Source organism: Rudanella paleaurantiibacter, from assembly GCF_009184635.1.
Classification (GTDB): domain Bacteria; phylum Bacteroidota; class Bacteroidia; order Cytophagales; family Spirosomataceae; genus Rudanella; species Rudanella paleaurantiibacter.
Window position 1 is genome coordinate 130,283 of the sequence record NZ_WELI01000007.1, and the last position, 26,167, is coordinate 156,449.

Annotated in this window: 19 protein-coding genes; 8 read left to right on the plus strand and 11 right to left on the minus strand. The window is 56.1% G+C overall.

What is annotated here, in order from left to right; genetic code table 11:
- Nucleotides 1-8 precede the first annotated feature (8 nt).
- Complete coding sequence (locus tag F5984_RS17925) at nucleotides 9-425, plus strand: hotdog fold thioesterase (protein WP_152125600.1); 417 nt, start codon at nucleotides 9-11, stop codon at nucleotides 423-425.
- Here the strand turns inward: F5984_RS17925 and F5984_RS17930 are convergent.
- From F5984_RS17930 to F5984_RS17940, 3 genes are read right to left on the minus strand one after another with little or no spacing between them, the layout of a single operon-like run.
- Nucleotides 406-1,527, minus strand: a complete 1,122-nt coding sequence (locus F5984_RS17930; protein ID WP_152125601.1) for a tryptophan 7-halogenase — start codon at nucleotides 1,525-1,527, stop codon at nucleotides 406-408. The two genes, F5984_RS17925 and F5984_RS17930, sit on opposite strands and share 20 nt — an antisense overlap.
- A gap of 2 nt (nucleotides 1,528-1,529) precedes the next feature.
- Nucleotides 1,530-3,467, minus strand: coding sequence for a LodA/GoxA family CTQ-dependent oxidase (locus F5984_RS17935; RefSeq protein ID WP_152125602.1), 1,938 nt, complete (start codon nucleotides 3,465-3,467; stop codon nucleotides 1,530-1,532).
- Nucleotides 3,468-3,493: 26 nt separating this feature from the next.
- The gene (locus tag F5984_RS17940; RefSeq protein WP_152125603.1) at nucleotides 3,494-4,522 is read right to left on the minus strand and encodes a catalase family protein; all 1,029 of its coding nucleotides are present in this window, start codon (nucleotides 4,520-4,522) and stop codon (nucleotides 3,494-3,496) included.
- Between the two features lie 382 nt (nucleotides 4,523-4,904).
- On the opposite strand from F5984_RS17940, the gene F5984_RS17945 reads away from it, so the two are divergent.
- The 3 genes from F5984_RS17945 to F5984_RS17955 are packed head-to-tail and all read left to right on the plus strand — an operon-like array spanning nucleotide 4,905 to nucleotide 8,459.
- Nucleotides 4,905-6,182, plus strand: coding sequence for a chorismate-binding protein (locus F5984_RS17945; RefSeq protein WP_152125604.1), 1,278 nt, complete (start codon nucleotides 4,905-4,907; stop codon nucleotides 6,180-6,182).
- A 40-nt stretch (nucleotides 6,183-6,222) separates the two neighbouring features.
- On the plus strand, nucleotides 6,223-7,611 hold the full coding sequence (locus F5984_RS17950) for a cytochrome P450 (protein WP_152125605.1): 1,389 nt from the start codon (nucleotides 6,223-6,225) through the stop codon (nucleotides 7,609-7,611).
- Between the two features lie 50 nt (nucleotides 7,612-7,661).
- A complete protein-coding gene (locus tag F5984_RS17955; protein WP_152125606.1) occupies nucleotides 7,662-8,459 on the plus strand; it encodes an SDR family oxidoreductase in 798 nt (265 codons plus the stop codon).
- Between the two features lie 93 nt (nucleotides 8,460-8,552).
- Here F5984_RS17955 and F5984_RS17960 read toward each other — a convergent pair whose 3' ends face one another.
- A complete protein-coding gene (locus F5984_RS17960; protein WP_152125607.1) occupies nucleotides 8,553-10,340 on the minus strand; it encodes an acyl-CoA dehydrogenase in 1,788 nt (595 codons plus the stop codon).
- 235 nt (nucleotides 10,341-10,575) lie between these two features.
- Here F5984_RS17960 and F5984_RS17965 point away from each other — a divergent pair, with 235 nt between their 5' ends.
- On the plus strand, nucleotides 10,576-11,109 hold the full coding sequence (locus tag F5984_RS17965; RefSeq protein ID WP_019989850.1) for a DUF2911 domain-containing protein: 534 nt from the start codon (nucleotides 10,576-10,578) through the stop codon (nucleotides 11,107-11,109).
- 80 nt (nucleotides 11,110-11,189) lie between these two features.
- Here F5984_RS17965 and F5984_RS17970 read toward each other — a convergent pair whose 3' ends face one another.
- Nucleotides 11,190-12,794, minus strand: coding sequence for an ArnT family glycosyltransferase (locus tag F5984_RS17970; RefSeq protein WP_246169112.1), 1,605 nt, complete (start codon nucleotides 12,792-12,794; stop codon nucleotides 11,190-11,192).
- Between the two features lie 257 nt (nucleotides 12,795-13,051).
- Here F5984_RS17970 and F5984_RS17975 point away from each other — a divergent pair, with 257 nt between their 5' ends.
- Nucleotides 13,052-15,784: a PQQ-dependent sugar dehydrogenase gene (locus F5984_RS17975; protein WP_152125609.1), complete on the plus strand. Its 2,733-nt coding sequence runs from the start codon at nucleotides 13,052-13,054 to the stop codon at nucleotides 15,782-15,784.
- A 387-nt stretch (nucleotides 15,785-16,171) separates the two neighbouring features.
- On the opposite strand, the gene F5984_RS17980 is transcribed toward F5984_RS17975, so the two are convergent.
- The 3 genes from F5984_RS17980 to F5984_RS17990 form a co-directional block, all read right to left on the minus strand.
- On the minus strand, nucleotides 16,172-16,741 hold the full coding sequence (locus F5984_RS17980) for a 50S ribosomal protein L25/general stress protein Ctc (protein ID WP_027303189.1): 570 nt from the start codon (nucleotides 16,739-16,741) through the stop codon (nucleotides 16,172-16,174).
- A gap of 100 nt (nucleotides 16,742-16,841) precedes the next feature.
- Nucleotides 16,842-17,783 (minus strand): ribose-phosphate pyrophosphokinase, encoded by a 942-nt coding sequence (locus F5984_RS17985; protein ID WP_027303190.1) that lies wholly within the window; start codon nucleotides 17,781-17,783, stop codon nucleotides 16,842-16,844.
- Between the two features lie 131 nt (nucleotides 17,784-17,914).
- Entirely contained in the window at nucleotides 17,915-18,373 is a 459-nt protein-coding gene (locus tag F5984_RS17990) for a MarR family winged helix-turn-helix transcriptional regulator (RefSeq protein WP_152125610.1), read from the minus strand.
- A 264-nt stretch (nucleotides 18,374-18,637) separates the two neighbouring features.
- Here F5984_RS17990 and F5984_RS17995 point away from each other — a divergent pair, with 264 nt between their 5' ends.
- Nucleotides 18,638-21,037: an outer membrane beta-barrel protein gene (locus F5984_RS17995; RefSeq protein WP_246169115.1), complete on the plus strand. Its 2,400-nt coding sequence runs from the start codon at nucleotides 18,638-18,640 to the stop codon at nucleotides 21,035-21,037.
- Nucleotides 21,038-21,096: 59 nt separating this feature from the next.
- On the opposite strand, the gene F5984_RS18000 is transcribed toward F5984_RS17995, so the two are convergent.
- Nucleotides 21,097-21,672 carry a phosphatase PAP2 family protein gene (locus F5984_RS18000; protein ID WP_152125612.1) on the minus strand — a complete coding sequence of 192 codons (576 nt, stop codon included), beginning with the start codon at nucleotides 21,670-21,672 and terminating at the stop codon, nucleotides 21,097-21,099.
- 228 nt (nucleotides 21,673-21,900) lie between these two features.
- Nucleotides 21,901-23,088 carry a phosphoglycerate kinase gene (locus F5984_RS18005; protein WP_152125613.1) on the minus strand — a complete coding sequence of 396 codons (1,188 nt, stop codon included), beginning with the start codon at nucleotides 23,086-23,088 and terminating at the stop codon, nucleotides 21,901-21,903.
- Nucleotides 23,089-23,295: 207 nt separating this feature from the next.
- Here F5984_RS18005 and F5984_RS18010 point away from each other — a divergent pair, with 207 nt between their 5' ends.
- Nucleotides 23,296-25,644 carry a M28 family peptidase gene (locus tag F5984_RS18010; RefSeq protein ID WP_152125614.1) on the plus strand — a complete coding sequence of 783 codons (2,349 nt, stop codon included), beginning with the start codon at nucleotides 23,296-23,298 and terminating at the stop codon, nucleotides 25,642-25,644.
- Between the two features lie 37 nt (nucleotides 25,645-25,681).
- Here the strand turns inward: F5984_RS18010 and F5984_RS18015 are convergent, their stop codons facing one another.
- Complete coding sequence (locus F5984_RS18015) at nucleotides 25,682-26,014, minus strand: YtxH domain-containing protein (RefSeq protein ID WP_152125615.1); 333 nt, start codon at nucleotides 26,012-26,014, stop codon at nucleotides 25,682-25,684.
- Nucleotides 26,015-26,167: the final 153 nt, after the last annotated feature.

Consider the following 26,167-nt stretch of genomic DNA (forward strand, 5'->3'; position numbering starts at 1 on the left):
ATCGCAATATGAAAGCTGGATTTGATCTGAGTTCGTTGCAGTTTGCCCATACCGATTCTATTGTCAAACACCTTGGTATTGAGTTTACGGAGGCTGGTGAGGGCTACCTCGAAGCCCGGATGCCGGTGGATGGCCGCACGCATCAGCCGTTCGGGATTCTGCACGGCGGGGCCTCGGTGGTACTGGCCGAGTCGCTCGGGAGTACTGCCTCGTTTATGCTGCTCGATGACCCGGCCAAACAACGGGCAGTCGGGCTTGAGATCAACGCCAATCACCTGCGGGCCGTGCGCGATGGATGGGTGTACGGTCGGTGCACGCCTATTCACCTGGGGCGCACCACGCACATCTGGGACATCCGTATTCGCGATGAACAGGGACGCTCTGTTTGCGTGAGCCGCCTTACGGTCATGATTGTGGGTAGTTGATCGCAGCAAAACCAGCTCCGAGCCGAGCCTGCCAGAACGGAGCCGATGGCCAACGCTGTTCCTGTCGGTAATACACGGATTGGTTGGTCCGAAAGGCATCGTACAGCCGGTCGAGCGCGCCACTGTATGAGGGAAAGGCGTCGGGGCTACCAGCCTGCTCGTTTAGTATGGCTTTGGCTCCCAGAATACCCGTGTAGAGGGCGCTCAAAACCCCCTGTGCCGACAACGGGTCGAATCGGACGGCGGCATCGCCCACGGCCAGCCAACCCGGTCCGGTGGCATCCGTAAGTCGACCGCTCCGGGCATCGGCCGCTACGGGCGGCCCCTGAAGTTGATACCCGGAGCGATACAGACATTCGGCAACGTGAGTAGTCTGCTGAATGAGCGCACTAAATCCGGCCCGTGTTCTGGCCAACTTACTGGCCGGGAGGTGGCCATCGGTGAAAAATGAAACCACGCGTTTGCCGGTGGGCAACAAGGCGGTATGAAACCACCCGTCGGCTACCGACTCAATCAGGGTTGTGCTGTCTTCGTCGGGTGCGGCTCCGCTCCCGGCCGAAAACCAACCCATGAATGCAACCTGCCGGTCGTGGTGCTCAATCGGCACCCCAAGCGTACGGGCTACCGTAGCCCGGCGTCCACTGGCGTCGATGAGAAAGCGCGCAGTCAAAGAGCTTTGGGTCGGGTCGTCAGTCGAAACGAGCCAACCCGTCTCGTGCCGGGCGACTTTCATAATCCGTGTCGGCAACAAGGTGGCACCAGCCAGCCGGGCCACCTGCCTCAAGCTGTCGTCGAACCGGGGCCGGTCGAGATGCCAGCCATTGCCGAAGGGCGAGTGAATAAACGACCGGTCGGCCAGGTGGCTGCTGCCCCAGGCCGATGTGTTGCCATAACAAACCCGGTGCGCGTCGGCCTGGAAAGCCGACCACGCCCCGAGTTCAATCAGCATGGGTTTTGCCGAAGGGGCCAGGCTTTCCCCTCCGGCAAATCGATGTTGGCCCGGCTCGTAAACCAGCCCAACCGACAGGCCCGCCCGACTTAGCAGGTTCGCCGACGCGGCTCCGGCGGGGCCACCTCCCACAATCAGTACGTTGTACATCATCGCTATCGCTGCCGGGCGGCCCGACCTACCCGACCCACGTACAAGCCCTGGTCGTCGGGGATTTGGGTGGCTTCGTCGGCCAGATTCTGCCGAAGTGTAGTTACACGATCGGCCATAAGTAATCCCGATTCGGGCGCTTCGCCCGGTGCAAACGGGGGCGACTCTACGTACATTGTGGGTGGGAAATCAGGATCGTCGGGCAGACCGGGCTGATGACCAATCACGCCCAGATCCCCGAACTTATCCACCATATTGACCAGTGCATCGAGGTAGCCGGGCCCGAGAATCCGGTACCAGCTGGCCCGGCGATTAAACGCATCGAGCCGTTCCGACCGGTCACGGCCTGTATCCATGACCACTTCGTAATCAGCTTGTTTCAGAACGGTATTGGGCACGCGGGCGGGCCAGAACGTCGGCACCAGCGGATCGTACTGCGACTCATACCCGGCCCGGCAACTGGCGGTGTCACTTTGCCAGGGGCAGGCCATCCAGCGGGTCAGGTCGCCGGGGCCGTTCCAGAAAATACCTGGTGGCGTGGTAAACACATCGCTCAGTAAATCGGGTGAGAGCACCGGGCCGTAGTCAGGTTCGGGGTAATTGGCCGGCCGCCGACGAACCCGAAACGGGCCGCTGTACATGCCCACCTGTCGCATGGGCCAGGTCATTTCGCAACCGGGGTGGAATGGGCCGCCGAGGCAGTACCAAAGGGCGGATTTGGTCAGGGTGTCCGCCTGTTGCTGTGGGTCGCCAATGTCCTGAAGCGACTGGGGGGGCTGGTAATTCGGGTCCCAGTCGGGCGTAAAGTTTCCGTTGACCCAACTGTTCAGGTAGCCGTACAGGGTTTTGGTCAGCGTAAAATACGCGTTGGGCGTCGAGGCTGGCACGTTCATATTGTCGCCGTACATCCAGGGCCACCGCTGCGGCTCAATCTGGGTCGATTTGGGTGAGCGGAAGTAATTGAAAATCTGTCGGCGGTACTCACGGTAGTCGTCGGTCACGTTGCCGTCGGCATCGGTCGTGATCGTCGATAGTTTGTGCAGTAGGGCGGGCTGGGTGAAATCGTAAGCCTGGCCGTGTCCGTAGGCCACAAAAAAGCCCTGATTGACCCACTGATTCTGACTGAATTGATCCAGAATGGGCAGAATATCGTGCTGAAACGAGGGACGTGTGGTTGTGGGGGTGTTGAAATACCCGCTGATGGCGTCGGCCACCACATCGTACATCGTCTGTACCGAGATAATGTCTGGCGCGTAGTTTGGTGGCCCGCACACAACCCAGGCTCCTTCAACGGGCAGGCTCTGCCCCTGGTACGTCACCACGGCATCTACCGGTCCGTCGGAGGTGTCGTCGTGCCAGCCGTTATTATTGGCAAAGGTCGTGGGCGTGTTGCCGGGGTAAGGCGTGTTCGAAACGCCATGGCCACCCAGAAACAGCAAATGGCCCTCTTCGTCGGTGCGAAGCTCGCCCAGATACACCGATTCACCCAAAAACTGGCCTTTGTCAAAGGCATATTGCTGGCCACTCTCGTTGGTTCCGGTGATTGATACGGGGCCCGGGTCAATAATCAATTGTTGCCGGTCGGTGCCCTGGAAATTGGCGTTACGAAGCGGTACGGGCTTGGCCTGCGGAATATCCAGGGCCACGTCGAACTCGTACCAGGCCGCTTTTTTATTAGCCACATGGGCCGTCCAGGTGATCGAGGCATTAGACGCGTTCAATTCCTGCACCACCTGCCCCTGCGCGTTGAGGCCAAATACCCGAAACCGGGCGGCCTGCCGTTTGAGGGCCCCACGCTGGTCTTTGTAAAAGGCTGCGGGCCGCTGGGCGGGCGCCAGCACTTCGGGGCCAATGAAATACGAATCGGGACTGTTGCCCACGCGGGCAACGCCAATGGCGGGATAGATAGCCGCCCGGACAATCGTTTGGTCAATAGAAGACATCGTTACGCGTTGGTTTAGGAAAGAGTTTAGTTGGAGGCTGGTTGCGGAATCACGTTAGAAGGCGGCTGGGGTGGGCGGTTGACCGTTGGTTCACCGACGGGTACGCCATTGAGGTACCGCCGGAGTTCGGCCGAGGCCTGATACACCACTTTACGAACTTCGTTGAGGCTCCCCACGGGTGCATGTTCGGGTAGGGCGTGCCACGAATTAAACGCCAGATTTTCGCCGAAAGCCGCCTGACCGGGGGCGTCGATATCCTGCACGGGTAGCGTGATGGTGGCTACCGGAATCGGGGGCGACTCCTGTTCGCTCCAGGCCACGGTGGCATCGTCGAGGGGCATGGTGGCTGGGTTACGCCGGAACTGCACCGAAAACGTCAGCGTAATGGGCTGGCCCAGCAACCGGTCGCGCAGGCGGTCGTGCAGGTAGTTGGGGTTGTTGGTCGGCACGTCGTCCGGGGCATCCGTGACCGAAGCGGTTACCTTGTATTTCACGTATTCGCCTTCGCCAAAGGCATACGGCAGGCAACTCCAGTAGGGCGTGGCCAGTACATCCGGAAACGACTTGTCCATTTCGTTCAGTATCGCCTGCGTAACCGGGTGCGTGTTCAGGTAAGTATCGTAATTATGCCCCACCACCCCGGCCTGTGTGAAGGCACACATTTCGGTCGCGTTTGGTACAAAAAACCGGTCGATGAACTGAAGGGTGAAATCGTGCGTGGTGGCATCTTCTTCGCCGGGGAGCAGCTTGCGGCCGGGCACATCAAATAGCTTGATCGAGAGGCCCAGCGTGGTACCCTGGTCGGGAAGCAGGGGTAGGGTGTCCGACGAAAACCGAACCCAGCACGCAAACGAGGGGTAACTAAACACCCCAATTTTGAGCGTATCGGGCAGGTCGGGGTTAACCGTAAATGTGCCGTATGCAACGCCGTGTGGGCGCAAAAAAACCGCCCGCCGAACGGGTTGCTGACCCGCCAGAATCCGAGGGCCCATTGTTTTGTTGACGAACATCTGTTTGAGCGATCCAATGGGGTCGGCTGAGCAATCGATAGCCATAGAGGTATTGGTTTAGGGAAAGAGAAAAGCAGAAGCAACCGGGAATAAGAATCCGCCCGATCAAGGGTACGGATGCACGATCAGTCGGCAGGTATTACGAATCCGGACGAAGTAGATGATAAAACGCATACAGATAATGTCTTAAGAGTGAATGGCTTGTGGTATAAGTCGAATCAATATATGTGATGCCGTAGATGACTGATGGTCTTTTCTGACAGATGGTATCTTTTTCATTGATTTGCGTCTCCAGCGTCGATTATTTGTACCGAATCGGGATAGAACTGCACCCAACGGATTGATTTTAGTGCTGCCGTGACTTTTTCGTTGTACAAACTGTTACCCGTTTAACCGACTGACTCTGTTGGTCGTCGGTCCGTTGATTATGCAAGTAGAGGCAATCCATATTCGGCCAGACTTCGCGCAGCCCACCGCGACAGCCTGGTGGGAGGTAGCCCGGCAGGCTGGTTATCCGGCTGCCCTCTGGCGGCTGCCCAATCAGACCGAAAAACACCTGATCGTTCACCTCGACCATACACCCGCCGTGGTGCCGGTCGATTTGGAAGAGCTACCCGCCGGGTTCGTGATGAGCCCGTTCAACAATTTTGATTACGGCACGGGCCAACCCTTTGAGGCTCCGTTCTTACGCGCTGACCTGCACGTAAAGCAGGCAGGCCAGGGCTGGGAACTTGCCAGCCCCGTGACCTCGCGCCGGGCCGAAGAACTCATCGGGCAGGTGCAAGCCTACCGGCCGGCCAACCGCCCTGTGGCCCAAATGGTCGATGACCCGGCTGCCGATCAAATCAACAGCGTAGCCCAGCACCGTTTCGAGCAGAGTGTCGAGGAGGCCGTTGCGGCTATGCAGCAGGGGGCTTTTCGGAAAGTGGTGCTCTCGCGTACTAAATCGGTCTGGTTCGACGAAGAGCCCGATGCCGTGGCCTTGTTCGATCAACTTTGCGTAGCGTACCCAACCGCGTTTGTGGCGGCTGTGTGGCTCCCCGACCGACGGCAGGTCTGGATCAGTGCCAGTCCTGAGCGGCTGGTGAGCGTCGATGCGGCCGGCATATTCCGCACCATTTCGCTGGCCGGCACCCAGTCGGCTTACGATGCCGGGGGGCGGCTCAAGCGGACTTCGGAGGCCTTATGGGCGCAGAAAGAGATTGAGGAGCAGGCCCTGGTGAGTCGCTACATCATCGAGTGCTTCAAGAAAATCCGTTTACGAGAATATCTCGAAGAAGGCCCCAAGACCATTCTGGCGGGGAATCTGATGCACCTGGGCAGTCATTTTACCGTGGATACGCAAGCCGTACGCTATGGGCAACTGGGCACCGTGATGATTCGGCTGCTGCACCCGACCTCGGCCGTGTGCGGAATGCCCCGAACCGATGCGTTCAACTTCATCAATGAACATGAGGGCTACGACCGCGAGTTTTACAGCGGTTTTCTGGGGCCGGTCAACATGACACCCGATGGCGTCACCGAAGGCACCGAAAGCAATCTGTTTGTGCATATTCGGTGCATGAAGGTGGAGGGTAAACAAGCGACTTTGTTTGCCGGAGCCGGCCTGACTGAAGACTCTGACCCGCAAAAAGAGTGGAAAGAAACCGAGATGAAATGCCAGACATTGCTCTCGGTGATGAAAAGCCTGAATGCCGGACAGTAGCCGGATCGCCCTATCTTTACGGAACCTCTCTCCGATAGTCATGGCAGCATCCGAAACCTCCACACCCGTACACCCCGGTTGGCCCGTGGTGGGCAATACCCTTGAGTTTGCCCGTAATCCGCTGGCGATGTTTACCCGGCTCTCGCAACAGTACGAGCGGGTGGTACGCATATCTATTGGCGGCCGTAAGCAGTTCGTGGCCCTGCGCCCCGAAGATGTGAAGTACGTGTTTCAGGAGAACAACCGAAACTATGTGCGGTCGCCTGCATTTATGATACTCAAACGCTTTCTGGGCGAAGGGCTGCTCACAAGCGACGGTGATTTCTGGCGTCGGCAACGTCGACTGGCACAACCCGCGTTTCACCGGCAGAAGCTGGCTATACTGGCCCAAACGATGGTGGAAGAGGCCGTCGGTTGGGTCGATGAACTGGCTGAAAGTGTGGAGGCTAAACCCGGTGCGCCGGTCAATATGTCGCAGTCGCTCATGGATGTGACCATGCAGATTGTGTGTAAAACTCTATTTGGCACAGAGTACGCGGCCGTGTCGGGCGCGGGCCACATCAAGGGCCTTTCGCACTCGCTCGAAACACTCAACTATCTGGCCAATCAGATGCTGCTGACGCCCGTTAAGGTGCCGCGCTCGTGGCCTACGCCCAGCAATGTCCGGTTCCGAAAGGCAAGCGCGCTGGTCGATAACCTGATCTATGGCTTTATTGCTACCCGGCGCCAAACGGGCGAGTCGCGCGATGACCTGCTCGATATGCTGCTCCATGCCGTTGATGAAGAAACCGGGGCGGTGATGTCGGACAAGCAACTGCGCGACGAGTGCGTGACCCTGTTTACGGCTGGGCATGAAACAACGGCCGTATCAATGGCCTGGACACTTTCTCTGCTGGCCACCCACCCCGACATACAGGCCCGCGTGCAGGCCGAAGTCCGGGAGAAACTCGGTACCGACCGCGTGCCGGGTGCCGATGCTTTCCGGTCGCTTACGTACACGCTTCAGGTTATTCAGGAGTCGCTGCGGCTGTACCCACCGGCCTGGGCCATGAGCCGTATGGCGCTTGCCGACGATCAGCTTGGGCCGCACCGGGTGCCGGCGGGGGCTACGGTGCTGGTATCACCCTATGTGCTGCACCACGACCCGCGCCATTGGGAGCAGCCTGACCGGTTCGACCCTGACCGGTTTGCGGCCGGGCGCGAAAAAGAACGGCATCCGTACGCGTACCTGCCGTTTGGGGGCGGCCCCCGGCTCTGTATCGGCAATCAGTTTGCCCTAATGGAGATGCAGATTCTGCTCGGGCTGTTGCTCCGCGACTTTACCCTCCAACGCCCCGAAAAACTACCCGTTCCGCAACCACTTATCACGTTGCGCCCTAAAACACCGCTGCATCTGGTGATGCAACGGAACACCAACTGGTTCTCCTGAACAATCGGGCCTACTTGCTGGTAACGTACAATACACACGTACTCAACGTTATGGCGCAAGAAAAAGAACTGGAAGGCCGGGTAGCCGTGATTACAGGTGCCGGGTCGGGAATTGGTAAGGCGGCTGCCCTACGGCTGGCTCGCGAAGGAGCAAAAGTAGTAGCTGTGAGTCGTTCAGACGACGAAATAAAGCAGACCGTTGCCGAAATTGAGCAGGCAGGGGGTGAGGCAATTGCCGTTACAGCCGACATTTCGAAAGAACCCGATATGAAGGCTTTGTATGAGCAGGTCGAAAAAACCTACGGCCGACTCGACATTGTGTTTGCCAACGCGGGCATCAACGGGGTATGGGCTCCGCTCGACGAAATTGAGCTTGATGAGTGGCAAAAAACAATCGACATTAACCTGACCGGTACGTTTCTGACGGTCAAGCACGCCCTGCGGCTTCTTAAGCAGGCGGGCAAAGGCTCCATCATTATTACGGCGTCGGTCAATGGAACCCGCATTTTTACGAACACCGGTGCCACAGCTTACTCCTCAACCAAGGCTGCACAGGTGGCTTTCACCCAGATGATTGCCCTTGAACTGGCCAAGCACAAGATTCGGGTCAACGTGGTTTGTCCGGGGGCTATCGAAACAAACATTGAAGAGAGTACCGAACACCGCCATCTCGACCGGGTGAAAGAGCCCGCCGAGTTTCCGGCCGGTAAAATTCCCCTCACCGACGGTAAGCCGGGTACAAGCGAGCAGGTGGCGGATTTAGTGCTGTTCCTGGCCTCCGACCGGGCGAGCCATATTACCGGCACACCTATCTGGATCGACGGGGCCGAGTCCCTGTTGTTGGGGTAACCTGTAGAGACGCCTACTTGCATCTCACTTGCGCCAGCAATCATTAAAAATTGCTTACGCCGGTGAGACGCAAGTATGCACCTCTACAGGTCATTACAGGGCCAGTTCTTTCTCCGACACGATCGTTAGTACCTCGGGATCTTTCAGGCGGGCCGCCAAACCGAGCGTTTTGGGCACTTCGTAATGGAAGAAGAACTTCATTGTGTGAATTTTGCCTTCGTAGAATGTCAGTTCATCGCCCTGCGGGTTTTGGGTGAGCAGCGCCTGTTTAGCCACCACAGCTTGTTTGAGCCACTGCCACGCTACGGTGACAATACCGAGCATTTCGAGGAACAGTGTCGCGTCGGAGAGGTAGCGCTCCACGTCGCTCATGGCGTGTGGCATCAGGGCCATAAATACCTCCTGCGCCTGCTTTAGTTCGCCTTTGAGCTTGTCGGCATAGGGTTTCAGATCGTCGTACGCACTAGCTTCGGCAATGCTCTTGCTTATTTCGGCAAACAGCAGTTGAGCCGCTTTGCCGCCCTTCATGGTCATTTTACGGCCGAGCAAATCCTGCGCCTGAATACCGGTGGTACCTTCGTAAATCGGGGTAATCCGAATGTCGCGGTAGAGTTGTTCCACCGGGAAATCTTCGGTGAAACCGTACCCGCCAAAGGTTTGAACGCTTTGGCTGGTGGCCTGTACGCCCATTTCCGACGGATACGTCTTGGCCATCGGCGTCAGGATTTCGAGCAGCAGGGTATTGTTTTCTTTCTCTTCGCCCTCGGTCACCTGCGCCAGGTCGAACAGGCGAGCCGTTTCGAGCAACAGCGATAGCGAGCCCTCGGTTACGGCTTTCTGGAACAACAGCATCCGGCGTACATCGGGGTGGTTGATGATGGGCGTTTGCGGAGCGTCGAGCGCGTGTTTCTGGTTCAGTCGGCGGCTCTGTGGGCGCTCCTTAGCGTATTGCAGGGCTGCATGGTAAGCGGCCGTGGCAATGGCGGCTGCTGTCATACCCACCCCAATACGGGCTTCGTTCATCATCTGGAACATATACGAAAGTCCCATATGCGGCTGTCCCACCAGATACCCGATACAGTCGTCGTTTTCGCCGTAGGTGAGGTGCATGGCGGGCACACCCCGTTGCCCCATTTTGTGGTACACACCGGTAGAGGTCACGTCGTTGGGCGCACCATCGGTCCGGTACTTGGGCACCACAAACAGCGAAATCCCCTTGGTACCTTTAGGGGCTCCGTCGATGCGGGCGAGCAGCAGGTGAATGATATTATCGGCGGCATCGTGGTCACCGGCCGATATGAATACCTTTTGGCCCCGTATTTTGAAGGTGCCGTCGGGCTGCGGAGTGGCCGACGTGACCACGTCTGAGAGTGAGCTACCGGCCTGCGGCTCAGTGAGGGCCATGGTGCCCTGCCACTTACCCGATAACATGTTTTCGACGTATGTTTTCTGGAGCTCTTCGGACCCGAACGACGTGATGAGGTGAGCCGCGCCCGAGGTAAGGCCGGTGTACATCATGCCATTGTTGGCCGCCATCAGAATAAAGCCCACCGTCGAGTTAATCAATTCGGGCAATTGCTGACCGCCGTGGTCGTAGCTGAAACCAGCCCCGATGAGGCCGGCCTCGCCCATGGCCTTCAGAAACTCTTTTACTTTCGGATGCACCGTCACCTTGCCGTCTTTCAGTTCGGGCTGGTTTTTGTCGGCGTCTTTGAAGTACGGGTGCATGAGTGTATCGGCGATGTGGGTCACCGAATCGAGCACCATGTTGAACGTCTCTTTGTCGTGTCCGCTGAAGTATTCGTATTGGGCCAGTTGCTCGGCCTGAAATACTTCATGGAGCAGAAACTGTAGGTTGCGTTTGCTGAAATAGGTTGCCATCGGAAGGGCTGATTTTTGGTTAACCGTATGCGTGCATACTAATTATTGGATAAAAATAAGCTGAAGTTGTTCAATCCTGCAAGTAAGCGGCCGCATATTTGGCAGACGACGGCCTCCTTTAAACCTTTTGGGCATCCGTCTGTCCATAAAGGGCGCAATTAGCGGGATTCTAAACAACAATTTGAGTAGACAGCCGTTTACGTTGCGTTGTTAATACAAACCACTTTTTACAAACATGAAAAAATTTAGCGCATTCATTCTGCTGCTGTTAACCACCCTGACGGTTGCCATGGCCCAGGGCCAGAAAGCCCCCGCCAGCCCCCGCATCACGGCTGAGAGCCCCAACAAGAACATTAAAGTTGTGTACGGTCAGCCTTCAAAGCGTGGTCGGGTAATCTTCGGGCCCGAGGGTTCGGCCAGTCTGGAGAAATACGGTAAGCCCTGGCGCACCGGTGCCAATGAGGCCACCGAAGTGACGTTTAAGAACGACGTTATGTTTGGCGGTAAGCATGTGAAAGCGGGTACCTACACGCTGGTTACCTTCCCCGGCGAGAAAGAGTGGGGTGTTGTACTCAACTCAACCCTCGGACAGTGGGGCGCCTATGAGTACGAGAAAAACAAAGCCAACAATGTGGTTGACGTGAAGGCTAAGGTATCGAGCAATAAAACGCCTATCGAGAAACTGACCATCACACCGGCAAACAACAGCATTGCTATTGCCTGGGATAACATGACGGTATCGATTCCGGTAATGGACCACGGTAAGTAAGCAAACAGGCTGAACACAGTATATCGGGTCGGGGCCATTGCGGTTCCGACCCGTTTTGGTTTAGGGATACCCGGTTACGCTTAGGGCTTGCTACGGACCTCGGCCAGTACCTTGGGCTTCAGTGCCTGGGTGCGGGTCTGATGATTCAGGAATTCGCCGGTGAGCTTGGTGACGTGGAAAAACTGGAAGGTGCCGATAGGAGCTACCTGCCAGCCATCTTGCCGGAGGGTGTCCAGGTGGGTTGGGCTCGTCAGAATCCAGACGGGCTCTTTGTCGGCTACGGCTTTCAGGTCGGCTTTGGTACGCCAGTAGTAAGCCCGCTGCTTCAGGTAAAACTCAAACGAATACTGGTCTTCAACGTACATGCCCGCCAGCCGCATACCGCCGGGCTGCTCGGGCGTGTTGTGTTCGTTAATGTAAAAAGCGGCTTCGCCACCTGCCTGGTAGGGCATCAGGTGAGGGTACAAAAACAGGTTGTAAAAGCCCAATGCCAGCACCGAGCTTCCTACGGCCCAGCCCACTAAGGCCGGGAGCCAGCGGCCCCGCGCCAGTACTCCCGTGACAACCGTGACCAACACGGCCCAGATAATGGCCCCCGCCATAGGTTGTGGCCGGAAATACCAGATGAGCCCGCCTACAATAACCAACAGCAATAGGTACTGTATTTGGATGGTTCGGAGCCAACGCCGGTGCGTTACGTTGTTGCGCAGGGTAGTCAGAAAATGGGCGGTGAGTACGGCGTAAAAAGGAAAAACAATGTTGAGGTAGTGCGGTAGCTGAAACCCCGACAGCGAAAACAGAAGAAAGGTCATCAGCCCTGACCCCAGCGAAACGTATTCGGGCAGATACGACATCCGCCCAATTAGCCGGAGAAGGGCCCGCCCCACGGCCGCATACAGCAACAGAGCCCAGGGAGCAAACGCCCACAGGGTCGTGTGCAGGAAGAACGTTTTCTCGCCCGACCCTTTAATGGGACCCGTGTTGAAAAACCGCCCGAACTGACTATCCCAGAAGAAAAACCGGATGCCGGAGTTGCCCGTTTTACCGAACACTACTTTCTCCGGGTGCAGGTCGAACTGAAGGTAAAGCGTGTACAGTTCGGGTAGGCAAAACACAAGTGAAAGAATAATAGCTACATACCAGCGCAGTTTCCAGAACTCCCGCCATTGGCCGGTGAGCACAATGTGAAAAAACAGCCCAGCCCCGATCGGAACAACTACAAACGGCCCTTTGGTCATGAGGGCCATACCCGTCCAGAAAGCCCCCAGCACCAGATCCAGCGGCCGGTCGGAGCGGTAGAGCCGGAAAAAATGAAACACCGCCCCGATCACCTGAGCGGTCAGGTACGGCTCGGCCCGTACATCATTGTTAGAAATAACGAGGTGTAAAGCCGTGAGCATCACCAGGGCCGAAATCTGGGCTACCAGCCGACTGTACGCCAACAGGGCAAACTGATAGGTGTACCATACGCTCCCCAGAAAAAACAGAAACGCCGGAAACTTATAGGCAAACGAGTTGATGCCGAAAATTTTGTAGCTGATGGCCGCCACCCAGAACGGGAAGTGCGGTTTGTCGAGCCAATCCCGATCTTCAACAATCAGGTTTACAAAATCGCCCGATTCTGCAACGGTTTTAGCGATTGTAGCGTACAGAGCACCGTCGGGCTCCATAATTAAGCTGAACAATCCCAGAGCGTTAAGGATGACCCCAACGGTTAATAAAATGTTGAAAAAAAAATCGGGCAAAGCGGGAGCGGAGCTACGGGCGTAATTCATGCCGCAAAACAACAAAAAACCGGGGGGAGTGCAAGTGCGGAAGGCCGATACGGCGATTCTTCCCGTGTGCCGTTACCTGTCCGAGCAACGCTCGTCATTGTACTGACTCCCAAGTTTGTGTAAACTTGTGGTTGATTTTGGAGCCCCACCGTAACGACACATTAACTATGCTTTATTTTTCCCGTATCTGTGTGCCGGTTTTTCGGGTGCTACGCGCTTCTTATGGCCTATTTCTCTGGCTCTTTTTGCTGACCGGCACCGTTCTCAACGCACAGAGTTTACCCGCGGGATTCAATCTGGTTCGACTTAGCGAGGGGCTCAGTACCCCTACCGCTATGGCGTTTGCCCCCGATGGGCGCATTTTCATCACAGAGCAAGGGGGAACCATTCGTATTTTTAAAGATGGAGCCTTGTTGCCAACACCATTTTTGGAGCTTACTGTCGACAGTTACGGCGAGCGGGGCCTCGACGGGATTACGCTGGACCCCGACTTTGCCAGCAACGGCTACGTGTACCTTTACTACACCGTACCGGGTAGCCCAGCTCACAACCGGGTTAGCCGGTTTACAGCCAATGGCGATGTGGTAGTGGCCGGTAGCGAGACCATTCTGCTGGATCTGGAGCCACCCCTTTACGGCGAGTTTCATAATGGTGGGTCGATGCGGTTTGGGGTCGATGGAAAACTGTATATCGGCATCGGTGACCATGCTTCGCCCCTCAACGCGCAGGACCCTGATAGCCACTGGGGAAAGCTGCTGCGGATCAACCCGGACGGTACCATACCATCCGACAACCCGAATCAAACCGGATCGGAGGCCCGGCAGCGAATTTGGGCTATGGGTTTACGCAACCCGTTTACTCTGGCGGTGCAGCCGCTTACAGGCCGTATTTTTGTCAACGATGTTGGGTTTTTGAACTGGGAAGAGATCAACGATGCTACCCAACCGGGCCATAACTTCGGTTGGCCACAAGCCGAGGGCGTCGACTACAACCCGGCTTTCACCAATCCGTTTTATACCTATGCGCATGGTGATGGCGACAGTGTAGGCTGCGCTATCACCGGGGGCACGTTTTTCAACCCGATTCAGACGGGTTATCCGGCTGAGTGGACAGGACGCTATTTCTTCCATGACTACTGTAACCAGTGGATTAACTACCTCGACCTGTCGGGGCCAACACCCGTACGGGGTTCGTTTGCAACGGGCATACCGTCATCGCCCCTCGGCATCAGCACCGGCCCCGATGGAAATCTATATTTCATTACCCGCGATAGTGGCCACCTGTACCGGATTATTTACAGCGATCAGCTGGCTCCGGCCATCACGGCTCAGCCGGTGAGTGTGTCGGCTTTCGATGGGCAACCTGCTTCGTTTGGAGTGTCGGTATCGGGAGCCACGCCCATCACTTACCAATGGCAGCTGAACGAGGAAGATATTCTTACCGCTACCGGCCCCTCGTACACGGTACCGAGTGTGTCGTCGGCCGTAGCGGGTAACTATCGCGTGATTGTCAGCAACGGCTACGGTAGCGTCACCAGCAATACAGCTAGCCTTGTTAGCTTAGGGTACAATGCAGCACCGGTTCCCGAAATCCTGACGCCCGCCAACCATACCAAATACAAGGCAGGCACAACCATTAGTTTCTCCGGGACGGCCGTCGATGCTGAAGATGGGGTGTTACCGCCCAGCGCGTTTACCTGGCGGGTATATCTCTACCACGACACGCACTACCACGACGGGCCACCCATTGCCACGGGGACAGCCAGTGGTACGTTTACGATTCCGAACCAGGGCGAAACGTCCGTTAATGTCTGGTATCGCTTGATTCTGACCGTTACCGACTCGAAGGGCCTATCCGCCCGCGACACCGTTGATATTGACCCAACGATTGTAAAGCTGACGGTTGCTACCAACCCGCCCGGTATGCAGATTAACCTCGACGGCCACCCGCATACGGCCCCGTATAGTCAGTCGTTTGTGGTGGGTATGCGAATCAATCTGGCAACCACGGGTGTACAGATGCTGGCCGACAGTGCCTACGAGTTTACCGAATGGTCTCCGGCGGTACCCGCCGATGGATACATTGTAATTCCACCGGCTGTTACTACCTACACCGCTTCATTTACGGTATTGCCCGATGGCCCGCGCGTGTTTACGCTCGTGCAGCCGCTTTACAACTGTCAAACGGGCTCGCTCACGTTCCGAACAACGGGTGGTGATGGCTCGCCTATTGAATACATGGCAGTCGGGATTACTGGCTGGACTACAGAGCCCACGCATATTATCGACGCTGAGTTACGGAGCGACCCCGGTCTGATTACCCTGATGGCCCGCCAGAACGGTGTTGAAGTTTCGCGGCCGTTCGACCTGACGGCTGTATGTGCCAACCTGTCGCCTGTAGTGCACACGGTACCCGTGCCCCTGTCGGCAACGGTTGGGATGTCGTTCTCGTACACCGTGCCCGACAGCACGTTCGCCGACCCTGAAAACGGGCTATTAACCTGGTCTGCTACGGGATTACCCGCCGGACTGGCATTCAATAAGAACACGCGAGTGCTGTCAGGAACACTCACGCAAGCTGGTAGCCAGACAATCGTAATTTCCGTTGTTGATCCGTATGGCGCGTCGGCCAGTACGGCGCTGACACTCATTGTGAGCGAACCCGCCAATCATTGCATGGAAGAGATAGAAGGCCCCGAAATCAGCAGCGTCAAGGATGGTGACTGGAACAGCCCGGCAACCTGGTCGTGCGGGTGTGTACCAGCGGCCTGCAACCCCGTTCGGATTGGCCACCGCGTCACGGTAACCGTTCAGCAGATGGCCAACGCTAAAAAGCTTATTTACGCAACCGGAGGGCACTTGGTCCTGAGCGAAGCGGCCATGCTTCATCTGGGGCATTAGGGGCAAGTGGATGAACAATGGATAATGTAAAATGGATAATGCACAGTGAATAATGCGTTCCCGGGTTGATTTCAGCTGATACATTAACGTGAATTATGCATAATGGCTGACGCCAGGGCCTTCGACAGGCTCAGGCTGACCGCAAACTTGTGAGCTGCACGTCAGCCTGAGCCTGTCGAAGGCCCTAGCGTCAGCAACTGCTTGTAGAACAGAGATTTAGAAGTGCGTATTATCCATAACTCACGTTATATTATTTATTTTACACTGTACATTATCCATTAATTGTACAGGCAACGGAAACAACCATCCAAAACGAAAAGGCCCGCTTCCGGAGAGGAAGCGGGCCTTTCGTATCTATTAGCCTTACAATTAGTCTTGCGACAAAAATTACTTGCCTGCCATCTGACCCCGCAGTGCACGTGGGATTTCGATAGAAGCAACTGGGTTTGATGCACTTTCCAGAATAACGAAATTACCAGCCTGAATCTGGCCAACCCGTACTGATTTACCCAGATCGAGGTCGCTTACGTTTACATCAATATAATCAGGAATATCCTGTGCCAGACCCCGTACACGCAGTTTGCGAACGCGGGTTACCAGCTTACCACCCTTTTGTACACCCGGTGCGTTACCAACCAACCGGACAGGTACCGAAACCTTGATAGGCTTGTTCTCTACAATTTGTAGGAAGTCAGCGTGCAACAGGTTGTCGGCTACTGGGTGGAATTGCGTTTCCTGCAACACTGCCTGATACTCATCGCCTTCGATGTTCAGCGTCACTTCGTACACGTCGGGCGTGAACAGCAGTGGGCGGAACAGAATAGCCGGTGCGTAGAAATGAATTTGCTCTGAGCCTCCGTACAATACGCACGGAATGTTGCCTTCGTTACGAATGGCCTGAGCCTGAGTGGGGCCGAGATTCGCTCGTTTGTACCCTACAATCTCGATTTTTTTCATGATGCAAAAAATAAAAGAGTGAAAGATCGAAAGAGCGAAAGAGCGAATCAGTGACGGAGCCAATTTGCTCTTTCACTGGTTCGATCTTTCACTCTTTCGCTCAGTGTTTTATAAAAAGCGAACTAATAGATTCGTGATCACGGATGCGGCCGATAGCTTTGGCAAAAAGCTCAGATACCGACAGCACCTTAATTTTTTCGTTCATCTCCCGCATCGGGATCGTGTCCGAAACAACCAATTCTTCCAGCACCGAGTTTCGAATGTTCTCGTGCGCTTTACCCGACATGACCGGGTGTGTACAGATAGCCCGCACCGACTTGGCCCCCTTGTCCAGAATAATCTGGGCCGCTTTAGCCAGGGTGCCTCCCGTATCAATCAGGTCGTCGATGAGGACCACATTGGCCCCTTCAACATCACCAATCACCTGCATCGAGGCAATTTCGTTGGCCCGCTTGCGGTGCTTGTCGCAGAGCACAATATCGGCGTTGAAATGCTTGGCAAACGTACGGGCCCGGTTAGCACCACCTACGTCGGGCGAGGCAATGACCAGATTGTCCAGATTCAGGCTCTTGATGTACGGAACAAAAACCGATGTTCCCTCCAGATGATCGACCGGAAAGTCGAAAAAGCCCTGAATCTGCCCCGCGTGCAGGTCGATGGTCATCAGGCGGTCGGCACCGGCCGCAGCGAGCATGTTGGCCACTAACTTAGCCGCAATAGCCACCCGGGGTTTGTCTTTCCGATCTTGCCGGGCGTAGCCGAAGTACGGAATTACCACAGTTACGTAGTGGGCTGAGGCCCGCCGGGCGGCATCCACCATCAGCAGGAGTTCCATCAGATTGTCGGCGGGCGGGAGTGTGGATTGTACCAAAAACACGTCGCAACCGCGAACTGATTCTTCAAAGCTGGGCGACATTTCGCCGTCGCTGAATCGGCGGCAAGTATAGCCGCCTAACTCTTTACCGTAGTAGTGCGCAATCTTCTCAGCGAGGTAGGTTGACTGACTCCCCGAAAAGATTTTCACCGGATTGAACGAAGCCATCGTGTGCCGGAAAAATTTCCGCAAAGGTACGGAAAAGATGGGCCAATTCCTTCGAAAGCCCTAATCCCAATCAACACTTTAACCCGAATGGCCAAAAAACAACGTATTGTGCAAGTTTTCCGGTGCAGAGTTTAATCCGAAACGGGCTCGTTGGCCAGTTTATGCGCGAATCGGCAGTTGGTGAAGATGGTTTCGAGGGTATCCCGGAGTTGGTCAATGGCGGCTGGCTCAAGCTCATTGAGGGCAATGGCCCGGTTGCGACTGATGATGGGAGCCACCGCTTCGAGCAATTGTTTGCCTTCTTTGGTCAGCTTCCGAACAATTCGACGACGGTCGGTTTGACTGGCTGTTTGGTGGAGCAGTTTCTTTTTGACCAGCAGCTCGATGATGCGGGCTACGGATGCCTGATCTTTAAACACCCGATCGGCTATTTCGGCCTGTCCCAATTCAGGTGATTCTCCGATTACGGTTAGCACCAGCCATTGATCGATTGTAATGTCAAAACCAGCCCGATCAATATTGGCCTGCGCAAATTGTCGGTATTGCTTGATCGTTTTGTCAAGGCTGTAAAAAATAATGTCGTTCAGCATGGAGATAGTCGCCAGATTCGGTAAGACGCAAGTTTAAACAAAATGCTCGGGATTCGACCGTTTATCCCGGATTTAGCTCATTCAACGAATAGATGCGCGGTTGAGGCTGCAACATACGTCTTTTATTTAATGATATATCATAGATTTGCTTCCGCTATGCAAACGTTATCCTCATCTCAGCCGCAGTCCACCTCGTGGGCGCATCCATTAAAACCAGTACAAATCGTACTGGCATTCCTATTGTTTATTTTGTTTTTTGTGCCAATGAGCCATGCGCAAACCGGTGCGCAACTAAGCGGTTTGGTGCAGGACGAAGCCGGTAAACCGCTGGAGTTTGCCACCGTGACGCTGCACCGAATAGCCGATTCGAGCGTGGTGAAAGCGGAGTTTTCCGATGCGCAGGGTACGTATCGATTCTCATTGCCACCCGCTGGGCAGTACCGGGTGTCGGCTTCACAGGTAGGGCTTAACCGGATGTGGTCGGAACCGATCACGGTGGGCACTGAACCTATTACGGTGCCTGCCCTGAAGCTGACGGCAGCGGGTAGCACAACGCTCAAAGAAGTTAAAGTAATTGGACAGAAGCCTCTTTACGAACGCCTGGCCGACCGCACCGTGGTTAATGTGGAGGGGAGCCCGCTGGCGGCTGGCAACACCTCGCTCGATATTCTGGCGCGTTCGCCGGGGGTAACCGTCGACAATAATGATAACCTCGCCCTACGCGGCCGGCAGAGTGTACTGGTGTTGATTGACGGCAAACGGCAGCCTATGACCGGCTCCGAACTGGCCGACTACCTGCGGGCATTACCCGCCGATCAACTGAAAAGCATTGAGCTGATTACTAACCCGCCCGCCAAGTACGACGCGCAGGGCACCGCCGGTGTGATTGCCATTAACCTCAAGAAAGATGGACGGCTGGGTACCAATGGCTCGGTGCAGGCCAGTTACGGCCGTAGTCAGTACGATAAATACACGGCCGGAATAACGCTCAACAACCGGCAGGCTACCCGGCCGGGGCAATCGGTTAACCTGTTCGGATCGTACAACTACTCGGACCGGAGTGGGATTTCGAAGCTCGATATGCACCGCGACTTTTTTGCGGTAGGCCCTAATCGGAGCCAGACCCTGACGGGTACGAGTGACCAGGCCAACCGGATGCCAATGGCCTTTAAGTCGCATTCGGTGCGGGCGGGTATCGACTATTCCCTGTCGAAACAAACGGTACTCGGTGCAGTGATTAATGCGCAGAAAGTGGTAGGCCCTGCCCGTAACGGCCTGAATCAGACGAGCCTGTTCGACGAAACAGGTACGCTTACTGACCGGTACGAGGCCCGGAGCACTCGTTCGTTCGATGCCCCAAATCTGTCGGCCAACCTAAACTTCAAGCATACTTTTTCAACCGATGCCAACAGCCCCGAACTTACCGCCGACGCCGACTACGCCCGTTACACATCGGAGCGGTTGCAGGAGCTGACTACCCTATACAAACTGACGGGGCGGTCGGTACTGCTGATGGGGGATCAGCAGGGCGACCTGACCATCTGGTCGGGCAAGACCGACTATGTGCGTCCGTTGAGCAACGGCGGCCGATTGGAGGCCGGGGCTAAGTTTAGCCGGATATCGTCGGACAACGACGTGGTGTTTCGATTCACCGAGGGCGATATTACGACCATAGACCCCAACCGGACTAACCGATTTAAGTACAATGAATCGATCACGGCGGGGTATGTTAACTGGAACCGCACGGTGGGCAAATGGAATGTGCAGGCAGGCTTGCGGGCCGAGCATACCTTAACCGAGGGGCGGCAGGTGGTGGGCGATAGCAGCTTCACGCGCCGGTACGCTCAGTTGTTTCCGAGCGCGGCTTTGAAGCGGGCATTCGGCAAAAACCATGAGCTGAACCTGACCCTGAGCCGCCGAATTAACCGGCCTTCGTATGGCCAACTAAACCCCTTCCGAATTATTATCGACCCCACAACCTCGGGCTCAGGTAACCCCAATCTACGCCCCGAAACCAGCTATAATCTGGAGTTTTCGCACACGTTCAAGGGCAAGTACACCACGGGCCTGAGCTACAGCCGCACTTCACTACCCATGATTAGCGTGGTGCAGCCCGAAACTGACTCAACGGTGATTTCAACCAACGTGAACCTTGACCGGCAAGACTATTTTGCCCTGACGTTTACTGTGCCGGTGCAACCCGCCAAATGGTGGCAGATTTACAATAACGCGGTGTTCTACTACAGTCATTTTGTGGGCAACCTGGCTGGCACGGCCCTGAACAAAGGTCGCCCGGCGTTTAACCTGAGCAGCAACCACACGTTTACGTTTGGTAAGGGATGGTCGGGTGAGTTGAATAGCAGCTTCCAGTCGGGTGAGCAGTACGGCTTTCTGCGGGTACGACCCAACGGACAGGTGACAGCCGGGGTGCAAAAAGCGTTGTGGGATCGTAAAGGCTCGCTTAAATTCAGTGTGGCCGACTTGTTCTTCACGAGTAAAGTACGGGCGATTTCTTCCTACGACAACTTCGTGGAGCGGTTTTACCAGCGTCGCGATTCGCGGGTGGCCACCCTGTCGTTTTCGTACCGGTTTGGCAACGATAAAGTAGCCCCTACGCGTCGGCGAACGGGCGGAGCTGAAGACGAAAAGCGCCGGGCTAACTAAGGGTTTGTGGCGGTTGTTGCAAGGCTTACAAACCCAATGCTATGCGTCTTGCAAACAACTCAGCGGGGAGCCACACGAAGGTGTACGGGGGTAAACCGGCGGTAGAGCGTTACGCTTAAGGCCGCCATCCCGACGCCAATGCCCGCCCCCGCCAGTATGTCGAGGGGATAGTGGGCACCCACGTAAATGCGGCTGTAAGCGAGCAAAAATGCCCATACGAATGTCCAGCGAAGCCACCCGTAGCGTTGACCCAGCAGGAACCAAAGCCCGGTAGCCAGGGCAAAGGCATTGGCGGCATGGGACGAGGCAAACCCGTACTGCCCTCCGCACGGCAACACCGGGTGGATGAGGGGCTGCAATGCCGGTACATGGCAGGGACGAAGCCGCAGGGTGAGGGGCTTGAGCAGGGCCGAGGCCGTCTGATCGCTCAGGGCCACGGCTACGGCGAGGGTCAGAATAAGCGGAACGGCTTGCCAACGGAACCGGTACCCGAGCCAGCCCAGCAATAGGGCGTAAAAGGGAAACCAGGAATTACGCTCCGTGATCCAGACCATAATTGGGTCGAGCCAGGGGGCGTACAGCCCGTTGAGCCGTAGAAACAGGTCGGTATCGAGCTGATGAAGAGTTTCGAGCATACGAAGGTCAAGGTAGCGCCGACAGCTTGTGTAGAAAGCTGTCGGCGCTTGTGCAAAGACCGAAAACGTGAGTTATGGCTTAAACCAAACGGATATGCCTGTCTGATAGGCGATTGCTGGCGCACAGGGCTTCGACAGGCTCAGCCTGACCCAATACTCTCAAGTTTGCCGTCAGGCTGAGCCTGTCGAAGCCCTGTGCGCCAGCAATTTTCTATAATTCCCGTTACGCTACTGCAAAGCGGCTACACCGGGGAGGGTTTTGCCTTCCATGTATTCGAGGAGGGCACCGCCACCGGTCGATACGTAGCTAACCCGGTCGCCGTAACCGGCCTGATTGATAGCCGAGGCCGAATCGCCCCCGCCGATGAGCGAGAACGCGCCGTTTTCTTCGGTTGCTTTTACCACCGCTTCGGCAATGGCGTTGGTGCCCGTTGCGAAGTTCTCAAACTCGAAAACGCCCATTGGACCGTTCCAGAGAATGGTTTTTGAACTGGCAACTACTTCCATGAACAGCTTTACGGTTTCGGGGCCAATATCAAGACCTTCCCAGCCATCGGGAATTTGGCCCGCTGCCACGGTTTGCCGGTTGGCGTTGTTTGAGAAATCGTCGGCGCAAACGTTATCAACGGGCATGATGATTTTCACCCCTTTTTCGGCCGCTTTTTTCAGAATATCGAGGGCTAACTCCTGCTTGTCGGCTTCGAGTAGCGACTTACCGATGTTGCCACCCTGTGCTTTCACGAACGTGTACGTCATCCCCCCGCCGATAATCAGGTTATCGACTTTGTCGAGCAGGCGCTCAATGATCAGGATTTTGTCGGAAATTTTGGCACCGCCCATGATCGCCGTGAATGGCTTTTCGGCGTTGTTCAGAATCTTGTCTGCGTTTTCAATTTCGGCCAGCATCACGTAGCCGCACACCCGATCCTGAAAAAACTGACCAACTACGGCCGTACTGGCGTGGGCCCGGTGCGCCGTTCCGAAGGCGTCGTTTACCCACACATCGCCCAGTTTTGAGAGTTTTTCGGCAAACTCGACATCGCCTTTCTCTTCCTGCTTGTAAAAACGCAGGTTTTCGAGCAGCAGAATTTCGCCCGGTTGCAGCGAAGCTGCCAGGTCGGTAGCCGATTGCCCGATGCAGTCGTCCGCAAATTTTACCTCCCGACCAAACGTCTCCGACAGGGTAGGTACCAGGTGTTTAAGCGAGTATTTCTCCGTGGGGCCGTCTTTCGGTCGCCCAAGGTGCGACATCAGAATGGCCGAACCCCCGTCGTTCAGGATCTTGGTGATCGTGGGGATGGTGGCCTTGATGCGGGTATCATCGGTGATGTTGTACTGTGCGTCGAGGGGCACGTTGAAGTCTACCCGAACGAGAGCCTTCTTGCCGGCGAAATTGTACGAATCAACTGTTTTCATGGACGAATAAAGAGCGAAAGAGTGAACGTGTGCGGTTGGGCCGCCGAGCCTGTGGGGCTTCACCCGAGACACACGAAAGGAATATTTTCGGATGTAAAATTGGTGGAAAAAACCATGTGACAAGCCCTGTATTAGAAAAGGTTAACATTGTCGCGGAATAATAAAAAAACTGTTTGCTAACTTGCCTTTTTCTTCCCCTTTACCTGAATGCTCTCTCTTCCGAAACGGGTCGCTCTATTGACCCTGCTGTTGCTGACCGGCCTGGCGTTGGGTCTGATTCAGCTCATGCAGCCTCCCAAACCCCTACCTGCCACCGCACCGGCGGACGAATTTTCGGCCGAACGCGCCTTAACACACGTCAAGGCCATGTCGGTGGCTCCGCACGCAATGGGTACGGCCGCGCACGCGTCGGTGCGGGCGTATCTGTTGGAGCAGATGCGGGCTTTGGGCCTGAACCCTCAGGTGCAGGAGACACCCGTAGCGGGTCGGCGCGGGGGTAGTGTGGGGTACGTGTACAACCTGCTGGGGCGGTTGCGGGGGCAGCAGCCCGGCAAAGTGGCCCTGCTGATGGCGCATTACGACTCGCAACCCAACGCCATTGGGGCTGCCGACGATGCGTCGAGCGTAGCCGCGATTCTGGAAACTATTCGAGCCTTGCGCGCGGGACCGCCCCTGCCGCACGATGTCATTGTGCTCATTACCGATGGTGAGGAGTACGGCCTGTACGGCCCGCAGGCCTTTTTGCGGCATCCGTGGGCGGGTGAGGTGGGGTTTGTGATGAACCTCGAAGCGCGGGGTACCCGTGGCCCCAGCATGACGTTTGAGATCAGCCCGCAGAACGGTTGGGCCGTAGAAGCGTTTGCCAAAGCGGCCCCGTACCCGCTGGCGTCGTCGCTGATGTACGAAATTTACCGGAGCTTGCCCAACAACACCGATTTTACCATTTTCCGAAATGCGGGCTATACGGGCATCAACTCGGCCTACATCGACGGCTTTGTGCATTACCACAAACTGACCGACTCCCCCGAAAATCTGGACCTTGCCAGTATGCAGCATCACGGCAGTAACCTGCTGGCCATGACGCGCTACGTGGCGAGCCAATCGCTTGAACAGACCAAAGCCCCGGACAAGATTTTCTTCAACACGCTGGGGTATCATTTTGTGCAGTACCCTATGGTCTACAATTGGGCGTTAGTGGCCTTGCTCACGGCCGTATTGGCCTTTACGCTGGCGACGGCCCTCCGTAAGAAGGTGCTTACGGTGGGCCAGACCCTCGCGGGTGCAGGTCTGTTTCTGGTCATGCTGATGCTGATTCTGGCTTTGTTCTGGCCCATTACGGTGGCGGTGCGGGCGTACATGCCACCGGCTTACCACCTGACCCTCTGGGAAGGTCCCCTGTTTTCGCTCTCGGCGTACATCAACGGTATCTACGGCTCCGACCGGTTTCTGATCGCCTACATCCTGCTTACGGTGGGTGTATTCGGCTTGCTGACCCGGCTGGTGCTGCGCTGGATTCGGCCGTTTGCGTTTGTGATGGGTGTGTACCTTTTCCTGTACGGGCTTATTTTGTGGCAAGCGGTTGCTCTGCCTTCGGTTACCTTTCAGCTTTTGTTTCCTCTGCTGTTCAGCGCGTTGGGTACGCTGCTCGTGCTTCGGTCAGAGGGGTATCAGCGCCGGTTTTCGCCTAAACAAGCGCTGGTTGGGATGCTGACCATGCTGCCAACATTGCTGCTGATTCCGCTGGTGCGGCTGCTGTTCGTGACGTTCGATCTGCAACTCCCTATCGTGATTGCCGTGCTGGGGCTGGTAATCACCCTTGGGTTGTTACTACCGCTTGGGCTGCGGATTGAGCAGGAATTGCGCTGGCGCAATGGCCCTACCGTGCCACTGTTGGCGTTGGTAGCCGGGCTGGTCCTGACGGTCTGGGCGGTGCGGGCCGAGGCCCCGAGTGCCACCCAGCCGTTGCATTCGCACGTGAGCTACTACCTCGATGCCGACGCGGGCCGAGCCTACTGGGCCACCGAATCGCTCGAAATGGACCCCTGGAAAAAGCAATTTTTTACCACTGACAGCGTGGGGTTGTTCAAGGCGTTTTACCCGGCAACCGGGCGTCGTCGGCGCTGGAGCGAAGGCCGCGCTTTGGCCATACCAGCCCCTACGGCCGAGTTACTACGGGATAGCAGTACCGCCACCAGCCGAACGGTGAAACTCCGGCTGCGGTCGGTGCGGGGAGCGGCCGGGTTTGAGATTGGGTTGCTGACGCCCGACACAACCACCATTCGGTCGGTGCAGATAAACAATGAGCCGGTGAAACCCACGGTAGCGCAGGCGGGGCAGCAAACCTTGTCGACGGTGGTGTGCCACGGTCTGCCCTTCGACAAAGAAATGACGCTCACCGTGCAGTTGCGAGCGGGAGCGTCATTCCAGTTGTTGTTATACGATGAATCGAACGAGTTGCCCGCCGACCTGATTCGGGTGCCGCGCCCGGCCGAGGTAGTTTTCGAGCAGGGGCGGGGCAGTAATCAGACAGTGGTTCGGAAACGGTTCCAGTTTTAAGAAGCTGTTTGAATGAGCGGATTTATTCAAACAGTTTCTAAACCTGCTCAGGTCCCGAGGTAGGTGTCGGGGCTGGGTTGGGTGTTTCGGTGGCCGGGAGTTCAGATTTCTTGCCGAGGATGTCGTTGATAGCGTGTTCGGCATTGGGGAAATTGTTTTTGAGCATATCGGCCAACTGATTCCGCAGATTGTCGAAATACTCAGGGGCATTATCCACAGCGGCCTCGGCTTCCGACTTAAACTGGTTGCCTTTTTCCTTCAGGTCGGCCATGAGCTTTTCGCCTTCTTCGGTTTGCAGATACTTGGTCAGAGCCGCCCCGGCGGCAGCACCCAGAATAAAGGTGGCGAGGTGTTTTGCATTGACAGCCATTGTGATAATCAGTTAAGGTTACAGAAGCGAATGTAGGTGGTTTCGGAATCTGAAGAAAAGAAATCTACGTCAATGGCCCTTTGCCCACCGCAACGGAGTAAATAAGGCTACGGGCGGTGCAAGCCTACAAGGAATGGAGAATGAATAATGGCT